General features: G+C 66.1%; 17 protein-coding genes. 10 read left to right on the top strand and 7 right to left on the bottom strand.

Translation table 11 applies throughout. The annotated features are described in order from the left end of the window. Positions 1-4: 4 nt before the first annotated feature. A complete protein-coding gene (locus tag VSX60_RS05530; protein ID WP_327623154.1) occupies positions 5-376 on the bottom strand; it encodes a 4a-hydroxytetrahydrobiopterin dehydratase in 372 nt (123 codons plus the stop codon). An 81-nt stretch (positions 377-457) separates the two neighbouring features. Between VSX60_RS05530 and VSX60_RS05525 the strand changes: the two genes are divergently transcribed. From VSX60_RS05525 to fae, 7 genes are all read left to right on the top strand, one after another. Next, positions 458-1,438: a beta-ribofuranosylaminobenzene 5'-phosphate synthase family protein gene (locus VSX60_RS05525; RefSeq protein WP_327623153.1), complete on the top strand. Its 981-nt coding sequence runs from the start codon at positions 458-460 to the stop codon at positions 1,436-1,438. A gap of 73 nt (positions 1,439-1,511) precedes the next feature. Then, complete coding sequence (locus VSX60_RS05520; RefSeq protein ID WP_327623152.1) at positions 1,512-2,408, top strand: NAD(P)-dependent methylenetetrahydromethanopterin dehydrogenase; 897 nt, start codon at positions 1,512-1,514, stop codon at positions 2,406-2,408. Between the two features lie 5 nt (positions 2,409-2,413). Then, entirely contained in the window at positions 2,414-3,529 is a 1,116-nt protein-coding gene (locus VSX60_RS05515; RefSeq protein WP_327623151.1) for an ATP-grasp domain-containing protein, read from the top strand. Further along, positions 3,526-4,497 carry a methenyltetrahydromethanopterin cyclohydrolase gene (gene mch / locus VSX60_RS05510; RefSeq protein ID WP_327623150.1) on the top strand — a complete coding sequence of 324 codons (972 nt, stop codon included), beginning with the start codon at positions 3,526-3,528 and terminating at the stop codon, positions 4,495-4,497. The genes VSX60_RS05515 and mch overlap by 4 nt, the downstream gene beginning before the upstream one ends. Further along, positions 4,481-5,437, top strand: coding sequence for a RimK family alpha-L-glutamate ligase (locus VSX60_RS05505; RefSeq protein ID WP_327623149.1), 957 nt, complete (start codon positions 4,481-4,483; stop codon positions 5,435-5,437). The genes mch and VSX60_RS05505 overlap by 17 nt, the downstream gene beginning before the upstream one ends. After that, positions 5,434-6,318, top strand: coding sequence for a triphosphoribosyl-dephospho-CoA synthase (locus VSX60_RS05500; protein ID WP_327623148.1), 885 nt, complete (start codon positions 5,434-5,436; stop codon positions 6,316-6,318). The genes VSX60_RS05505 and VSX60_RS05500 overlap by 4 nt, the downstream gene beginning before the upstream one ends. 245 nt (positions 6,319-6,563) lie before the next feature. Continuing rightward, entirely contained in the window at positions 6,564-7,073 is a 510-nt protein-coding gene (gene fae, locus VSX60_RS05495) for a formaldehyde-activating enzyme (RefSeq protein WP_327623147.1), read from the top strand. A gap of 151 nt (positions 7,074-7,224) precedes the next feature. Here fae and VSX60_RS05490 read toward each other — a convergent pair whose 3' ends face one another. After that, a complete protein-coding gene (locus VSX60_RS05490) occupies positions 7,225-7,923 on the bottom strand; it encodes a HisA/HisF-related TIM barrel protein (RefSeq protein WP_327623146.1) in 699 nt (232 codons plus the stop codon). Between the two features lie 74 nt (positions 7,924-7,997). Here VSX60_RS05490 and VSX60_RS05485 point away from each other — a divergent pair, with 74 nt between their 5' ends. Further along, complete coding sequence (locus VSX60_RS05485) at positions 7,998-9,026, top strand: hydantoinase/oxoprolinase family protein (protein ID WP_327623145.1); 1,029 nt, start codon at positions 7,998-8,000, stop codon at positions 9,024-9,026. A 62-nt stretch (positions 9,027-9,088) separates the two neighbouring features. On the opposite strand, the gene VSX60_RS05480 is transcribed toward VSX60_RS05485, so the two are convergent. The 5 genes from VSX60_RS05480 to VSX60_RS05460 form a co-directional block, all read right to left on the bottom strand. After that, on the bottom strand, positions 9,089-9,664 hold the full coding sequence (locus tag VSX60_RS05480) for a DUF447 domain-containing protein (RefSeq protein ID WP_327623263.1): 576 nt from the start codon (positions 9,662-9,664) through the stop codon (positions 9,089-9,091). Between the two features lie 38 nt (positions 9,665-9,702). Beyond that, positions 9,703-11,106, bottom strand: a complete 1,404-nt coding sequence (locus VSX60_RS05475) for a DUF6513 domain-containing protein (protein WP_327623144.1) — start codon at positions 11,104-11,106, stop codon at positions 9,703-9,705. A gap of 83 nt (positions 11,107-11,189) precedes the next feature. Further along, entirely contained in the window at positions 11,190-11,831 is a 642-nt protein-coding gene (locus tag VSX60_RS05470) for an amino acid kinase family protein (protein ID WP_327623143.1), read from the bottom strand. Positions 11,832-12,013: 182 nt separating this feature from the next. Then, a complete protein-coding gene (locus tag VSX60_RS05465) occupies positions 12,014-13,081 on the bottom strand; it encodes a (5-formylfuran-3-yl)methyl phosphate synthase (RefSeq protein ID WP_327623142.1) in 1,068 nt (355 codons plus the stop codon). Further along, positions 13,078-13,608 carry a DUF3280 domain-containing protein gene (locus VSX60_RS05460; protein WP_327623141.1) on the bottom strand — a complete coding sequence of 177 codons (531 nt, stop codon included), beginning with the start codon at positions 13,606-13,608 and terminating at the stop codon, positions 13,078-13,080. Before VSX60_RS05460 ends, VSX60_RS05465 begins: the two co-directional genes overlap by 4 nt. 182 nt (positions 13,609-13,790) lie before the next feature. On the opposite strand from VSX60_RS05460, the gene VSX60_RS05455 reads away from it, so the two are divergent. Beyond that, positions 13,791-14,996: an ABC transporter substrate-binding protein gene (locus VSX60_RS05455; protein ID WP_327623140.1), complete on the top strand. Its 1,206-nt coding sequence runs from the start codon at positions 13,791-13,793 to the stop codon at positions 14,994-14,996. A gap of 134 nt (positions 14,997-15,130) precedes the next feature. Beyond that, on the top strand, positions 15,131-16,837 hold the full coding sequence (locus VSX60_RS05450) for an ATP-binding protein (protein ID WP_327623139.1): 1,707 nt from the start codon (positions 15,131-15,133) through the stop codon (positions 16,835-16,837). Positions 16,838-16,923 lie beyond the last annotated feature (86 nt).

The following is a 16,923-nucleotide window of genomic DNA, read 5'->3' as shown; positions in this document are numbered from 1 at the left end:
CGGCTTATTTCTTGTCGTATTTGATGTAGGCGAAGCGCGGATCGTCGGGCGTGCCTTGCAGCGGGCCGTCCTCCTTGCCCGGCTGCCACATCACCACCTCCTCGATCTTTTTGGCGAGCGCGAAGTCCGAATCGGTAATGCCCTTGGCGGCGTGGTTCATCAGCCGGATCTCCACCCAGGCATAGGATGCGGTAAGGTCCGGATGATGAAAGGCGGCCTCGGCCAAATGGCCGACCGTATTGATCACCATCAGCGTTCCCTTCCAGCCAGCGGTCTTGTAGGTGCGGCGAATCCAGCCCCCCTCCAACCGCCAGCTGGGCAGCTCCGCCTTCAACCGTTCCTCGACTTCCGCGTCCGAATAGGTCTTGGCTGCCATGGTTTTCTCCCTCGCTCCGACTTGCCCGATGGGCTCCAGTCGCAATAATAGGGTGCGGGCACCTCGAAAGCAGGGGACATCGTGACAGAAGACGTCGTCAGCGTCTCAGCGCCCGCACGCCTGCACCTGGGTTTCCTCGACCCGGGTGGCCAGTCGGGCCGTCGGTTCGGCGGCATCGGCCTCGCCCTCGACGCCCCATCGACGCGCCTGTCGATCCGCCGCGCCGGGCACGATCGTGTCGAAGGCGCTGACGCCGAACGAGCGGCGGAGCATCTCGGCGCCATGCGCCGTCATCTCAGCCTCGACCAGACTCACGAGATAACGATCGACGAAACCATTCCCGCCCATGCCGGACTCGGTTCCGGGACGCAGCTGGCGCTCGCCGTCGCCGCCGGCGTCAGGGCACTCGAGGGCTTTCCGACCGATTTTACCGGCGATGCCACCCGGTTGGGACGCGGCAATCGCTCTGGCCTGGGGGCGGCGTTCTTCAACCAGGGCGGGCTTGCCGTCGACGGCGGCAAGGGCAGGCAAGACCGGCCACCACCGATCGTCTCGCGCTTTGCCTTCCCGACGGACTGGCGGGTCATCCTCGTTCTCGACCCGAACAGTCAAGGATTTCACGGCGCCGATGAAATCGCTGCCTTCGACGCCCTGCCGCCGTTCCCGGAAAGCGAAACGGCGGAAATCTGCCGGCTGGTGCTGATGGAGACGCTTCCGGGCCTCGCCGAACAGGACATCGCTGCCTTCGGCGCCTCCGTCGCGACCATTCAGGAAATGGTCGGCGGCCACTTCGCGCCAGCCCAGGGCGGCGTCTTCACCAGCCCGCGCGTCGCCCGCGCCTGCACCTTTTTGGCCGCCGCCGGGGCTCACGGGATCGGCCAGAGTTCCTGGGGGCCGACCGGCTTCGCATTTTCGGCATCGTCGCAAGAGGCCGAGCGGCTCGTTGCAGCGGCGCGGGCCGAAGGCGCCGCGCATGACCTCGACACCCGCATCGTCGCGGGACGCAATCACGGCGCCAGCGTCGAACGCGCTTCGCGCCACCAACTGGCGGGCACCGGCTAGGCCGCGGCGAAGCGGCGAGATCCGCCCGGCCATTCGACCGGGCGAACGACAACGAATTTCTGGAGGAACGGGAATGACCGAGAAGAACATTCTTCACATGCTCACCCCGCACAAGCATGTCAGCCCGTTCGACGTGAACATGGCGCTCGACGCCGGCTATGACGCGGTCGTGCCTTACGAAAACGTCGAACTCGCCGAGATCGCCGATCTCGTCCAGGACGTCATCTTTTCGCGCCCGCCGAAATGGGGAGCGGCGTCGGGCCTTTTCTTCGGCGGCAACGACGCGATCCTCGCCCTCGACATGATCGACGCGGCCAAGAAGGCGCTGGTGCCGCCCTTTGGCGCCAACCTCTTCGCGGATCCCGCCGGCTCCTTCACCACGGCGGCGGCGATGGTCGCCTGCGTCGAGAAGCTGCTGAAGGACAAGAAGGATCGGTCGTTGAAGGACACTTCGATCGCCGTCTTCGGCGCCACCGGCGTCGTCGGCTACTCGGCCGCCGTCATCGCCGCCCTCGAAGGCGCCAAGGTGACGATCGTCGGCTATAGCGGCCTCAAACGCGTCGAGGATCGCGCCCAGGAAATGAAGGATCGTTTCGGCGTCGCGGTGAACGCCGCAGACGGCTCCGACACGGCGAAGCAGAACGCCATCGTGAAAGACGTCGAGGTGGTCCTTTCCGCCGCCAAGGCCGGGGTTCGCGTGCTCGACGCTGCCCAGTTGAAGCAGGCGTCAGGGCTCCTCGTCGCCGCCGATGTCAACGCCGTTCCGCCCTCCGGCATCGAGGGGATCGACGTCATGGACAACGGCAAGCCGATCAGCGGCACACAGGCGCTCGGCGTCGGGGCGCTAGCGATCGGCAACGTCAAATATCAGACCGAATCCGGCCTGTTCAAACGCATGATCGAGGCCGACGAGCCGCAGATCCTCGATTTCCGCGACGCCTTCACCCTTGCCCGAACGCTGGTCAAGTAATCGACATGACCCGCCCGACCGTCCTGGTCGCCGCCTTCTCGGCCCGGCAGATCGCCGCGAGCGCGCGGCGCGCCGGCTACGACGCGCTGGCTGTCGATTTTTTCGGCGATCTCGATCTGAAGGAAAGCGCCCTTCGTGGCGAGGTTCTGCGCGGCCATTACCCGGACGGCTTCGACGGCGGCGATCTTCTGGATGCGCTGGACCGGTTGGCGAAAGGCCAGTCGCCGGTCGGCTTCGTCTACGGCGCCGGCTTCGAGGACCGGCCGGAGCTGATCGAGGCGATCGCGGCGCGCTGGCCGCTGCTCGGCAATGACGCCGCCACCGTGCGGACGCTGAAGGATCCCGAGCGCTTCGCCGCGCTCTGCGCCGAGGCCGACATTCGCCATCCCGAAATTCGCCGGGAGCCGCCTGAGGACGCGTCCCATTGGCTGTCGAAGCAGATCGGCGGTGCCGGCGGCAGCCATGTGCAACCGGCCGCTAGCGCGCCGCCGACGGCAAACCGCTATTTCCAGCGCTTCGTCGCCGGCGAGCGGTGGTCAGCCGGCATCGTCGCAGCCGGCAACAAACTCGCTCTGCTCGGCTTCACCCGGCAATGGGCGGCGCCGTCGATCGCCGAGCCGTACCGCTATGGCGGCGCGGTCGGCCCCCTGCAGCCTCCAGAACCGTCCGGTCAAGACATGCTGGCCCAGATGCAACGCCTCGTCGCGCGCGTCCCTCTCACCGGGCTCTGCAGCGTCGACTTCGTGCTCGCGCCCGACGGGCCTGTACTGCTCGAGATCAATCCGCGCGGCGGCGCCACCATCGACGTCTTCGACACCGACAGCGAACCGCTGTTCGGCCTGCATCTCGGCGCCTGCCGGGGCCGATTGCCGGAGCGCTTCGCCGGCCCGCGTCAGGTGCGCGCCACCGGCCTTGCCTGGGCGGACGCGGATGTGACGCTGCCGGAGCACTTCGTCTGGCCGGACTGGACGCGCGACCGGTCCGCCCTGCCGGTCGTGTTCCATGCCGGCCAGCCGCTTTGCACGATCGTCGCCGAGGCGGCGAACCCGGCCGCGGCGCGGGCGCTGTTCGACAGTCGCGTCGCCGACATGCAAGAACGAGTGCGGAGGAGAGCGGCATGAGCGGCGCGCAGAGGCTATCGGTGAACCAGGGGGTGGTCCCAATGGTTGCGGCGATGAAGACGCGGGCCGCCGAACTCAGGCTCGCCATCGCGATCGGCGCGGCCGGCGAGACCCTGATCGACGCCGGCGCGTCGGTTCCCGGCAGCCTGGAGGCCGGCCGGCTGATCACCGAGATCTGTCTCGGCGGCCTTGGCACCGTCAGCTTCGAAGCCTCACCCCATCTGCGGCGCTGGCCGTTCACCTTGACGGTCCGCTCCTCGCAACCGGTTGTGGCCTGCCTCGGCAGCCAATATGCCGGCTGGCAGCTGACCAGCGGCGCCGGCGAGGATTCCTATTTCTCGATGGGCTCGGGTCCCGCGCGGGCGCTCGCCGGCAAGGAGGAATTGTTCAAGCACATCGCCTATGCCGACCGCGGCGACATCGCGACATTGGTGCTCGAAGCGTCAAGCCCGCCGCCGGAGAAGCTGGTCCGCCAGATCGCCGCGGATTGCGACGTCGCGCCGGACAATCTCGTTATCATTTTCGCGCCGACCCAGAGCCTCGCAGGCTCGGTGCAGATCGTCGGCCGCGTCGTCGAAGTCGCCCTGCACAAGGCGCATGAGCTGAAATTCGACCTGTCGCGCATCGTCGAGGGCATGGGCACCGCCCCGCTCAGCCCTCCACATCCGGATTTCGTGACAGCGATGGGCCGCACCAACGACGCGGTAATCTATGGCGGCCGCATCCTCCTCCACGTCACCGGTCCCGCCGACGACGCCAAGGCCCTCGCCGAGCAGCTTCCGAGCAGCACATCCAAGGACTACGGCACGCCCTTTGCGGAGATCTTCCGCCAATACAAGGGCGACTTCTACCAGATCGACCCGATGCTGTTTTCGCCGGCCGAAGTCGCGGTCGTGGCATTGGAGACCGGCGAGACATTCAGAGGCGGCGCGGTCGATCCCAAGCTCGTCGATGCGTCCTTTGATTGATGCACCCTCCCTGGGACCGGTGCGGATCCTGCTCGTCACCGCGCAGGTTGACCGCCATGCCCGCGAGTTGATCCAAGCATTCGGTAATCTTGGAGCGCAGGTCAACACGACGGGTCTCGCCGAGATCGGTTTCGACACCGGCTCGGCCAGCGGCCTCGCCATCCCGCATTTCGGCGGAAGCCTTCCCGACGCGGTCTGTGTGCGCACCATGGATGCAGGCAGCTTCGAGCAGGTGACGCGTCGGCTTGGCGTGCTGCATGCCCTTACCCGCCTCGGAGTCCTCGTGTCGAACGACGCACGGGCCATCGAGAACTGCGTCGACAAGTCGATGACCAGCTTCCTCATCGCCCGCGCTGGACTGCCGAGCCCGCGCAGCTTCACTGTCGAATCCCGCGCCGAGGCCTTGCGGATCACGGCGGCAGAGGCCGGCCCGCTGGTGCTGAAGCCGCTGTTCGGAGCGCAGGGCAATGGATTGAAGCTGATCCACACCGCCGACGATCTGCCGGCGGCCGAGGATATTGCCGGCGGCGTCTACTATCTGCAGCGCTTCGCCGGGGTCGAAACGGCCGGGCGCTGGAGCGACGTGCGCATCCTCGTCTCGGCCGGCCGCGCCGCCGCATCGATGCGGCGTCAGGCCGCCAGCTGGATCACCAACGTCAAGCAGGGCGCCGAGCCGCTGCCGATGCCGCCCGACGGTGACCTTGAGGCCCTCGCCGTCGCCGCCACAGAGGCCGTCGGCGGCGATTTCTGCGGCGTCGATCTCCTGCGCGACGCGGCTGGGCGCGCTCAGATCATCGAGGTCAATTCGATGCCCGCCTGGACCGGATTGAAAAAAGCCACCGGCTGCGACCTCGCCGCGATCCGCGCGCGCGATCTGCTGGCGCAGGTTGAAGCGCGGCGTGCGGCGAGCGCCTTTCGGTCTCTGTCGGCAGCAGAATGAGCATCAGACCGGCCATGATCGAGGCGGCCTTCCTTGCCGCATGCCGGGCCGAGCTCGACGCAGTGAAACCGGGCAACGTCCACCGCTTCGCCCCCGGCCATGGCATGAGCGCCACCACCTTCGAGGCCGCAGCCCTTGCCGCGGCGCCCTTCATTGCAAAGCCGGGCGCCCGCGTCGGCGCCCGCGTTCGCGGCGCAACCGAGGCAAGCTGGGCGGCGACCGGCATGAACACCAATCTTGGCATCGTGCTCCTCGCCGCCCCGCTCGCCGCGGCAGCCGAGATCGCTGACGATGTCTCCGCAATGTCTGGTTCAAGCCTCGGCGCGCTTCGCCGAGCACTGGAAGCCGTCCTTGCTGATCTCGGGCCGCAGGACGCGCGAGACGTCTTCACGGCGATCGCGCGCGCCTCTCCCGGCGGCCTTGGCAACCGGGGTACCCACGACGTCCGCTCACCACCGTCGATTGGTTTGATAGACGCCATGCGCCTCGCAGAGGCGGACGATCTCGTCGCCCGGCAATATGCCAACCGATTTCGCGAGATTTTCGACATCGGAGTTGCCGCGATCGCCGCTTCCGGCCGAACCGGAGAAACATCTCCGGGACGCAGCCCAGCCCTCGATTGTTTTATTGCCTTCTCTACCCGATTTCCCGACAGCCATATCCTGCGCAAATTCGGGCCAGACGTGGCCGAATCCATACGGATACGAATGGACGAATTCGCCAAGCGTTTGAAGCAGGAGCCAAATCCGGACGCGGCGCTCGCCCTCGCCCTCAGCTTCGACGCCGAACTCAAAGGCGGAGGCGTCAATCCCGGCACGTCGGCCGATCTGACCGTCGCCAGCCTTTTCGCGAGGAGCCTTGCGGAAGCCGTTCGGTGGTGATTGACTGTCGTCCATAGGGGGCCATTTGACCCTTTTGCTATCTGGCTAACCGGTCCCGTGCGGGACGCCGCCAACAAGGATAGCCGTATGCCGGACCTGTCGTGTCTGGCGACCGGGAGGAGGAACGGTCGTGCGGCCTAATCCAGGCGCGTGGATAAGTTCGCCTTTTCGGGAATCGGAAGTTCTTTAACCGGGCCGGCGGCGACGCCGGACCAGTTAGCAGCCTATTTGTGGAGGAATAGCTCATGGCAACCATCAACAAGGTCATGGTCGGCGAATCGCTCGTCGGCGAAGGCAACGAAGTCGCCCATATCGACCTCATCATCGGACCGCGCGGCAGCGCGGCGGAGTCGGCGTTCTGCAACTCGCTGACCAACAACAAGGACGGCTTCACCACGCTGCTCGCGGTCGTGGCCCCGAACCTTCCGTGCAAGCCGAACACGGTGATGTTCAACAAGGTGACCATCAAGGGCGCCAAGCAGGCCGTCCAGATGTTCGGCCCGGCCCAGACCGCCGTTGCGCGCGCCGTAGCCGACTCGGTCGAAAAGGGCATCATCCCGGCGGCCGAGGCCGACGATTTGTTCATCTGCGTCGGCGTCTTCATCCACTGGGAAGCCGAGGACGACGCGAAAATTCGCGATTATAACTATCAGGCCACGATGGAATCCATCGAGCGCGCCATCAAAGGCACGCCGACGGCCCAAGAAGTCGTTGCCAAGAAGGGTACGGCGTCGCATCCGTTCGCCGGGGCTTAGACAAGAGACCATCCCGGAAAAGACGACAAGCCGGCGATGCCCGCCGGCCTTCTCCGGCGATTGGCCGCCAAATTCGGTTTCCAGTAGAGACCGACCTTCCAAGGAAGCGAACAACAGGAAAAGGGGCCCATGCGGCCCCTTTTCGCTGCCCTCAGCGGTAAAAGCGCCGCAGCGCCTCCGGCGACAACCGTCCGTCGTGCAGCGCCGTCGACACCAGCGCGCCGGCGATCCCGGCTTGTTCCAGCGCTTCGATATCCTCCGGCCCCCTGACGCCGCCGGCCGCGTAGACTGCCCGTCCCTCAGCGCGAGCGATGATCGGGCCGAGGCGAGCAAGGTCCGGCCCCGCGCCGCTGCCGACCCGCGCCAGCGTCATGACGATCACCCGGTCCGGCCAAAGCGTCGTATCTTGGAGAATCTCCGGCGGCCCCAGGAACGCGTCACCCCTGAAATCCAGCGACAGGATGACCCGCTTCGGGCGGGTGAGTGCCGCAAGGGCCGCGGCGTCCGCGATCGATTCGGTGCCCATCACCGCGTGCTGGCGCGGCGCCCGTTGCAGGCGTTCGGCGCCGGCCGCGGTCCGCAGGCCGGCGTCGACCCAGAATTCCGTGTCCGGAAAGGCCTCGCCCAGCGCGGACAACACGGCCGCGTTCGGCGGCCGCCCCTCGATCGCGTCGAGGTCGGCGACATAGAAGGCGGAAAAGTTCCCCAGTGCCGCCAAACCCTTGGCCACCGCGACGGGATCGGCACTGTCGCTGAGCGGGGTTTCGATCAGCCGGTAGGCCTGGCGATCGCCCATGACCCCGCGCACGACGAGACCGCCCATGATGTCGAGCACCGGAATGATCCGCATGAAAGCCCTCGGGTCGCATCGTTCGAACATTCGATGATATAGGATGGCGCGTATCAGAGGCGGGCGGAAATAGCATGACAAGAACGCTGGGTTGGGACGTTGGCGGCGCGCATCTGAAGGCGGCGCTGGCCGAGGGGGACCGCGTCCTCAAGATCTGGCAGGAGCCCAGCCCGATCTGGCAGGGCCTCGCGCATCTCGATCGGGCTCTCGCGACCATTCTCGACGAGGTCTCCGGCGTCGAGCGCCACGCGATCACCATGACCGGGGAACTGTCCGATATCTTCGCCTCGCGTCGGGAGGGCGTCGAGCAGCTGACCCGAGTCTTCACCGAGCGGTTATCCGGCGACATCTCGCTCTATGCCGGAGCGACGGGCTTCATCTCGACAGGCGATTCCGGCGCCCATGCCGCCGAGATCGCCTCGGCGAACTGGCATGCCAGCGCGGCGCTCGCTGCCGCCTCGATCGAGGAAGCGCTGTTTCTCGACATGGGCTCGACCACGACGGACATCGTGCCGGTCAGCGACGGCCACGTCCGCGCCCGCGGCTTCACCGACCGTGACCGCCTCGTTCACGGCGAGCTGGTCTACCAAGGCTATACCCGCACCCCCCTGATGGCGGTGGAAAAGCGTGTCCCCTTCGCCGGTCGGTCGATCCCGGTGATGAACGAGTCCTTCGCCACGATGGCCGACGTCCAGCGCGTCATCGGCATACTCGACGAGGTGGACGATCTGCATCCGGCCGCCGACAATCAGGAAAAGACGGTCGACGCCTCACGCCGGCGCCTCGCCCGCATGGTGGGCATGGATGCCGCGGATGCTGGCGACGGCGCCTGGGAATGGCTCGCCCATGCCTTCGCGGAGGCGCAGATGCGCCACATCCACGACGCGGCGTTGCAGGTGTTGTCGCGCGAAGACCTGAGCGACGACGCGCCAGTGGTCGTCGCCGGCGCCGGTCGGCCCGTGCTGCGGCGCCTCGCGGCCCGCCTCGACCGCGGCGTCGTCGACTTCTCCGATCTGTTCGATTGCCCGGGCGAAATGCGCGACGACATCTGCCGGGCCGCTCCGGCGGCCGCCTTGGCGCTGTTGGCCGAAAGTCGCGGCTGAGCAGCCCAGCGGTCATCACCTGATCGACGTCACCGGTGGCGGGAGCACCGGGCGCCCGCCGGTCATCTTTCCCCTTCGACCTCGGCGAGATGGTCGATCACCTTCTCCAGCAGCCAGTACCAGGCCTGTTCCTCGTCGGGGCCGGCGGTCTTGTCGATGGCGATCTTCAGATAGGCAATCTCGTCCTCGATCTTCTCGGCCGGCAGCATTTTCAGCCGGCTCACCAGGATCGCCGCCTCCAGCACTGCCGCCTTGGCCCGGTTCATCCCCTGGAACGGCCGGTGCTGACCGGAGGCCGCGACCCGGCACGTAAACCGCGGCCTCTGCTCGTCCGGTGTGACGGAGACGACTTCCAGAACGTCATGAGAGAGCGCGGCTTCGAGCCGCGGCACCTTGCAGCCGTCGATCGGTGTCAGCGGCCAGTCCTTGCGACCGGTCAGGCAGCCGGCGAAGATCTTCACCTCGTCGGTGTAGTTGACGACGGCGACGCCGGTCGCCTCCAGATTGGCCAGCGTTGTCGACGGGCGGAACGGCGCGATCACCCAGCCCTCGCCGTCCTGGATAATCCCGAGCGGCGCGATGTGGACATTGCCAGAGGCGGAGCAGGTGGTCAGGATGGTCTCGCGGATATAGGGCATCGGAACTCTCTGCATGGAAACCGTGACGCGGTCGGCCGCTACAATGATGGCGTCTTTTTCGCCTTTAACGTATGCCCCGCCGCTTCGAGCTTAGTCCGATCCGCCTCAGGGCGCGGCGCGGCGACGCCGAAGTCAAGCGGCCCGTCCTGGGCGTAGCGCTTTCCCAGCCGCCAGGCGATCTCCGCTTTCTGCAACTCGGCACCGAGATAGAAGGCGTGGCCGACATCGCCCTCGACCGCGATCTTGGGGAACAGATCGAACGCATCAGTTGCGATGAAATGGCCGTCGCGGTTGTAGAGGTGGATACCGTCCTCGGCAGTCTCGATCCGGTAGTTGCGGTCCTTGATCGCCGCCGCCTGCTCGGCAAGCTCGTCCGGCGTCGACGCGAACGGCTTGACGTCATGCACCTGCAGCAATGCCTTGGAATAGCCGCGCGGCAGCGCGCCATCTTCGCGGGCGGCAAAGAGCATTCGCCTTGCCGCGTCGTGCTCTGCGATCGTCTGGCGCGTGTGCGAACTGACATGGACGACGAGGAGGTTGCGGATTTCAAGCTCCGAGCAGATGCCGAGTAGCGTCGCGGTGATCCCCGACGTGTCGGCGTCGGTGAGCTCGGTAAGGTTGCCGGTGCCCATCAGGATGTCGACGTCCGGATAGGCTTCACGCAGACGATGGTAGCGGACCAGCGAGTCGGCAAAGCCGAAATGAATAGGATCGAGGATCGGGTCGGCGATGAAAGCGATGCCCATGTCCCGCGCCGCGGAGATCGCGCGTTCCAGCGAGGCAACGTCATGGGGCCGGGCCGGCACGAGGATCGGCACGGCGTCGCCTTCGCCGGCGATCGCCAGCGTCTCCTCGGTCAGGGACAGGAGGAAGTCCGCCCCCGCCCTGTTGCCGCGCGCAAGCTCGTCCGGATCGGCGGAATCGACGCTGACACGGTGGCCCTCGCCCTTCAGCGCCAGCACCGCGTCTTCGAGATGCGCGAAGGGCGTATCGGGCAAGCAGCCGAGGTCGATGACGTCGGCGCCGGCCGCCCGCATCGCCTCCGATCTCAGGACGATCTCGTCCACGGACAGCGCCGAGGCATCGACGATTTCGGCGAAGATACGCATGTCGTGCCGCGACAGATCCGGCGGCGCGCCCTTGCGACCGAGAAAGGCCGGCAGGTCGGCGAGTTCGTCCGGTCCGCGCACGAAAGGGATCCTGAAGTGTTGGGAGAGGCGGTCCAGATCCGCCCGGCAGCGGCCGGGAAGGATGACGCGATCCGCCACCACCGGCTGTTGCAGTCGCCGCGCGATGATCTCGCCGGTGGCGAGCGCCGCGACCTTCACCCCGATATCGGCGATCGCCCAGTCGAATTCGGTCGCACCGAGCCCTCGCAGCAGGCGCTCGAGCCGTGGCCGCGCCAGATGTCCGGTCAGAAAGAGCAGCTTTTCGCGCGCCATGCCCGGCTATGTCGACCATTCCGGCGCGGTTGCAAAGCCGCCGGGCGGGCGTAGCGCCAAGCCCGGATCGTCGGGGCTTCGCCTCACCCGGCGTTTGCCGCCACGAGTACGCGCCGCCGCATCACAGGATGCCCGGGAATTTCTCCCTCGGCCAGGCGTACGCCGGCAAGACTGAGATCCGCCGGTCCGGCGACATAGACGTCGGTTGCCGGATCGAGCAACTCGGTGAAACACTCGTCGACGATCTGTGCCCCGGCAAGAGCGTCGATGGTGGCGTTTTCCGGCAAATCGATCTGTTTGAACAGGCAAAGCCGTGCACCGGGAAGCCGTCCCGCCAGCCAGGCGGCAAGACTATCCGAGGTCACGCTCCAGTTTTTGGGGATCTCCGGCGCCGAAAGCACCAGCTGGCGTGGCATCCAGACCGGGATGTCGCCGCGTTCGAGCGCCGCCATGATCGCGGCCTCGTCCGCCGCCTTCACCATCCGCCTGCCGAGACCGACGAGCGCGCAGCCGAACTGTTCCATCGCCAGGATCGCCATCTCGTGCGCTGCCTCGTCGCCGAAGCCCATGCGCGGCTGGTAGCGCCTGACGGCATTGGCGAACGGACCGCCGCCCGGCACGACGACGATCGGCAATCGCGCTTGCTCGATCGCCGCCACCCACCGCACCAGATCAGGCGACGCCGCGCAACTGCCACCGATCTTGACGACGAGAATGTCCTTCATGCCTTGCCACCTGCCCTTCGAATGCGTCTCTCCCGGGTGGAATGCCGATCGGATTCCACCCCCTGTGCCTTGACGGCCTTGACTGGCCGCTCTGATCGTTGGCGAACGCCGAGGCGCTCAACCGCAAGGTGACAAGAGAACGACGCTTCGCCGCCGCTGTAAAGCGCTGATTTCGAATGGCCCTACCCGGTCGGTCCGGAGCGGCGGCGCGTCACCGCGATCCCGACGGCAGCGGGACCGAGCTCGAGCTTTTCGACCCGCACCGTCACTTCGCGGACGCGGACGTCGTCAAGCACGGTCTCGGCGAGCTCCAGCGCCAGCGTCTCGACGAGGTCCGTATGCCCGCGCGCGGCGAGGCTGCGGATCGCGTCGATGATCACGTCGTAGGAATAGATCTCGGCCATCGTCCGGGCGCCTGCGACGATCGGCTCGATCTCGGCCTCGACGGAAAAGCGCACCTTTTGCGTGCGGCCGCGCTCATGGCCGTAGGCGCCGATTTCCATCGGCAGGGTGAAGTCGCGCACGAAAATAAGGTCGCCGGCGACAGCGGTCGACGCGACACTCCTTGAGGCGTCTTGCTCCGCCGGGATCAGCGCGCGGATCGCCCGGACCGCCTGAAGATCAACCGGCCCGTCCCGCGGGCCAGCCGTCAGGGCGCCGCGAAAGCCGAGATAATCGGGCTGCAGCACCGCCAGCCGCGGCACATCCGGCGGCTCCAGCGAGCCCGCGAGCCCGGTCAGCAGACCGAGCCCCCGCGCCTTGGCGACGAAATCCGCCAGCTCGGCCAGCGACAGATACTGAAGCAGTCCGCCGCTCGACTTGCCGATCGTGTCGATCATAGCGCCGGCAAATCCCGCCTCGGCCAGCACCGGCAGCAGCGTAAAATCCGGGTCGCCATCGGCGAAGAACACCGCTATCAGCCGGGTGCGCGAGGCCGGCTCCCGCAGTGCCTTGATGACGGTCAACCGCTCCCCCCGACTGGCCGGAAACAGGCCGATCTTCACATAGTCGGCCGTTTGCCGCGCTTCGACCGCGCGCCGGACGACGTCCGGCTGCATCGGCAGGTCGCCGGCCACCGCCGAGACCGGCCGCCGGCCGGCGACTGCCCGCAGCGTCGCATCGAAGACGGCTGGCGACACCGCGCCCAGCGCGCCTTGCGCCGGGTCCTTCAGATCGACGAGATCGGCGCCGCCTTCGATGACGATCTCGGCCTCCTCGGGGCCGGTGACGCTGGCCAGCAGGCGGATCAAGGCGCGGCCTCGAACTGCTTCTTCAGGACGTTCTTCCACAGATAGGCGATCCCCCTCCGCCAGCTTTCGTCGGTGTTGGAGCGGATGTCGGCGCTGCCGCGCGCGATCGGCTGGCCGGTCTCAACGTCGAAGGCATAGGCGTTGATGTTGAGTATGAGGTTCGACACCTTCTGGACGGTTCCGGTGACGGCGATGTCGGCGCCGAGCGTCTTGGCGAAGCTCAGCGCACAATTGCCGCAGCTTTCCAGATTCTGCGCCAGCGCCTTGTCACGCACCGGCGCGATGTCGACGCTGGCATAGCCGGGAAGCGTGTCGATGTCCCCTCGCAGCGCCGGCGCCATGGTTTCAAGCCGGGCCTGCTCGTCCGGGTTCTTGCCGATCATCGAGCCTTCGAGGCTGGAATCGATCAGCTCGAAATCGAACACGGCGACAGTCTTTTCCGCCGCGAAGGCGGGAGTGGCCAGGAGCAGCGCCAGGACAACGGGAAAAAATCGCGCTTGTCTCAGGATGCGGGGTCCGTAACACATGAAACATCTCTTCTTGTCTTTGTTCAGCGCCCAGCCTCGGCAATGATTCATAAGCTTTGAAGGGCGCGCTGCAAGACGCTAATTGCGAAAGACCGCCGGCCGTGCCGGCAGCGGAATGGGAGGAACCAGCGTTGACAACACCGGCCAGAGACCGCTTGCGGCGGGTGCTTTGCGGAACCGCGATGCTCATCCTCCTGACGACCGGAGCCCCCGCACAGACGGACACGGCCCCCGTGCCGGCCGCCGCCGCACCCGAAGAGCCGACGACGCAGACGGTCAAGATCGGCTTCCTCCGAACCTATGAGCGCACCCTCGCGCTCTCCGCCCTCGACATCCCGCCGGCCGACATCGGCCTTGCCGGCGCGACGGTGGCGATCGCCGACAACAACACCACCGGCTCGTTCATGGGCCAGAACTTTACCCTCGACGTGACGACGCTCGCCCCCGGCGACGACGTCGCCCAGCCGGCGCAAGACATGCTCGCGAGCGGCATCCACTACATCGTCACCGATCTGTCGCCCGACGACACGCTCGCCGTCGCCGATCTCGCCAAATCCCAGAACGCCCTCGTCCTCAACGCCGGCGCGACCGACGATCGGCTGCGCGGCGAAGGTTGCCGCGCCAACATGCTGCACACCGCCCCGTCGCGGGCGATGCTGACCGACGGCCTGGCGCAGTACCTCATGTGGAAGCAGTGGCGGAACTGGGCGCTGGTCGAGGGCGACCACGAAAACGACCAGCTCTTCGCCGAGGCGTTGAAGCGCTCCGCCAAGAAGTTCGGCGGCAAGATCGTCGCCGAGAAGATTTTCGCCGACAAGGGCGGCGCCCGCGCCACCGATTCCGGTCAGGCGCTGGTGCAGCGCCAGATCCCGGTGTTCCTGCAGGATCTGCCTGAGCACGACGTCCTGCTGGTCGCCGACGAGAGCGAGGTGTTCGGCAGCTATGTGCCCTGGCGCACCTGGCTGCCGCGCCCCGTCGCCGGCACCGCCGGGCTGCAACCCGGCTCCTGGCATCCGGCGAGCGAACAATGGGGCGGCGCGCAGATTCAGAACCGCTTCGTCGATGTCGCCGGCCGCCGCATGGAATCAAAGGACATGCAGGTCTGGACGGCGATCCGGGTAATCGGCGAGGCCGCCTCGCGCACCCAGTCGGTCGACCCGGCGACCATCGACGCCTTCATCAAGGGGCCGGATTTCACCGTCGCCGCCTTCAAGGGCCAGCGGCTGACGTTTCGCGACTGGGATTGGCAGCTGCGCCAGCCGGTGCTGCTCGGCACCGAGGCGTCCGTCGTCTCCGCCTCGCCGCAGGAGGGCTTCTTGCACCGGGTCTCCGAACTCGACACGCTGGGGGTGGATCGGCCCGAAACGGCGTGTCAGATGGGGGAGTGAGGGGGGTCAAGAAGTGCCCACTTCCGGATGATGCAGGCCGTGACAGACCTCTCTAAAAAGAGGACATCTGTAATAAGCTTATATGACTAGTATTTTGTCGCGTCTCGTCCCAAGGTTGTCCGAGGGGGATGCGGATGAGTCGACTGACCAAACTGGAAATTCAACGCGCGTTGCTCGGCGGGCAAGAAGTTGCTTGGACGAACGCGACTGGAAAACGCGAGGCGATCACTCTCGCAGAGGCGGCTCAACGCCGGCTTCTGGAATATCTATTGCAATCGCCGGTACGCGAAGCCAAGGGATTGCCAGATCACTTCGTCGCTGGGCTTTCTAAGGCATATGGCGAGGAAATAGACCCTGCCGGGGGCGAGGCTGTAGCAAGCACTGCTGCCCTGACCGGACCGTGGCGAATGCAGAAGATCGAGACGGAGGGCTTTGGTGGTCTGAATACCTGCAACGGTCCGTTGTTCGTATTGGAGCTCGATGGCGAGAGTCTGATCCTCCAAGGGCCGAACGGCAGTGGCAAGTCCTCGCTGGTCGGCGCGGTTCTGTGGGCCATGACAGGTGAGCGCCCGCGCGATCATTCGGTTGCCAATCCCGAGGATCGCGCAGAGGTCTATGACATCGAAAACCGGAAAATCGGCACTTGGCCGCCGGTTGCTTGCTACCCGCGAACTCAGGCTGGGCTAACGGCAGATCCGTTTGTGCGAGTGACACTCACCTTTATCGATGACTCTGGCGCAACCGGTGTCTGGGAGCGCCGGCTTGAGAACGGCGTCGCCAGCACCAATGTTGACCCTAAGCTTAGCATTCCCGATGTGCTCGTCGAGACGGGTTTGCTTATGCCTACGCGCATGCCGCACATCCGCTTCGAAAAGGGCCAGACGCCACTTACCCGCGCGGTCCAGTCTTTAACGGGCCTTGACGACCTCGTCGACATCGGGGCCTTGGTGTCAGGTCTGTGCGACAAGCGCCGCGAGTACCGTTCTACCTATTCCAAGTTGTTTGATCAAAAAAAAGAACTGTTCGAGGCGGCGCTAGCAGAGGCGCAGCGCACGCTCAAACCTACGGGAGAGACGATACAGGCTTTCCAGCCAGGGGACACAGAGGACGCGGACGGAATATTAGCGGCGCTTGGCAAACGTCTGCGCATACGGGCCACGGAGCTGACCGAAGTCATCAGTGAAGATCTTGCCAGCGGGCTCGATCTCGCCAGCGCCCACACGCAAGCAGAGGTGGCTGGCGCCATCTCCGGCGCGCGCGAGGAATTGTCGGGTGGCCTTGACGAACTTGACACTTGGAGATCGCTTTCTGCAGTTGCAGCGGCGCTCGGCGACGAAACCATTATAACGCTTCAGCGTAGCGCCGATGAAGCAGACGCAGCCGTCGCCGAGGCCCTGCAACTGGACGAGCGCTCACAGCAAGATACGCGCCTTCAACTGAAGGCCCTTGGCGCCCATTGGCATGAAGCCCATCGAGGTTCCGAGCTCACCGATTGCCCGCTGTGCGACAAGCCGCTCGAGGACGATGCACTCAGGGCCGAGATTGAGACCCTGCGTCACGCGGGCGGGGCGGCGACACGACAGCTCGCCGACAACCTCAACGCCATTGAGGCCCACCTAAACGAGGCCGTTCCGGTAGTGCTCACGCCGCGGCTTGGCGATCTAGCTGCCTTGGCACCACGCAAAAGCCTGGTTGCCGATATTGAGAGACGCTTTGTCAGCCGCCCGCGCTTCAATAAGATGCTCACCACCTTTACTCACCTTGTCGCCGATGCGCTTGGGCAAGTGCCACTCGCTGAGTTGGAGCCCGTAGAGTCCTTAGCTAGAGCGTCAGGCGATTAATCTGCAACATAGCCAGCGGCCTTGAGGTAGTTCCAACATTCTTCGGGCTCGAACAGGTCGCAGATGTTGCCGACTGCACGCCAGAG

Origin of the sequence: Aurantimonas sp. A3-2-R12, assembly GCF_036016755.1 — a bacterium.
Lineage (GTDB): Bacteria > Pseudomonadota > Alphaproteobacteria > Rhizobiales > Rhizobiaceae > Aurantimonas > Aurantimonas coralicida_A.
The sequence above is the reverse complement of the archived record's forward strand: the minus strand, read 5'-3'. Positions and strand labels throughout refer to the sequence as shown.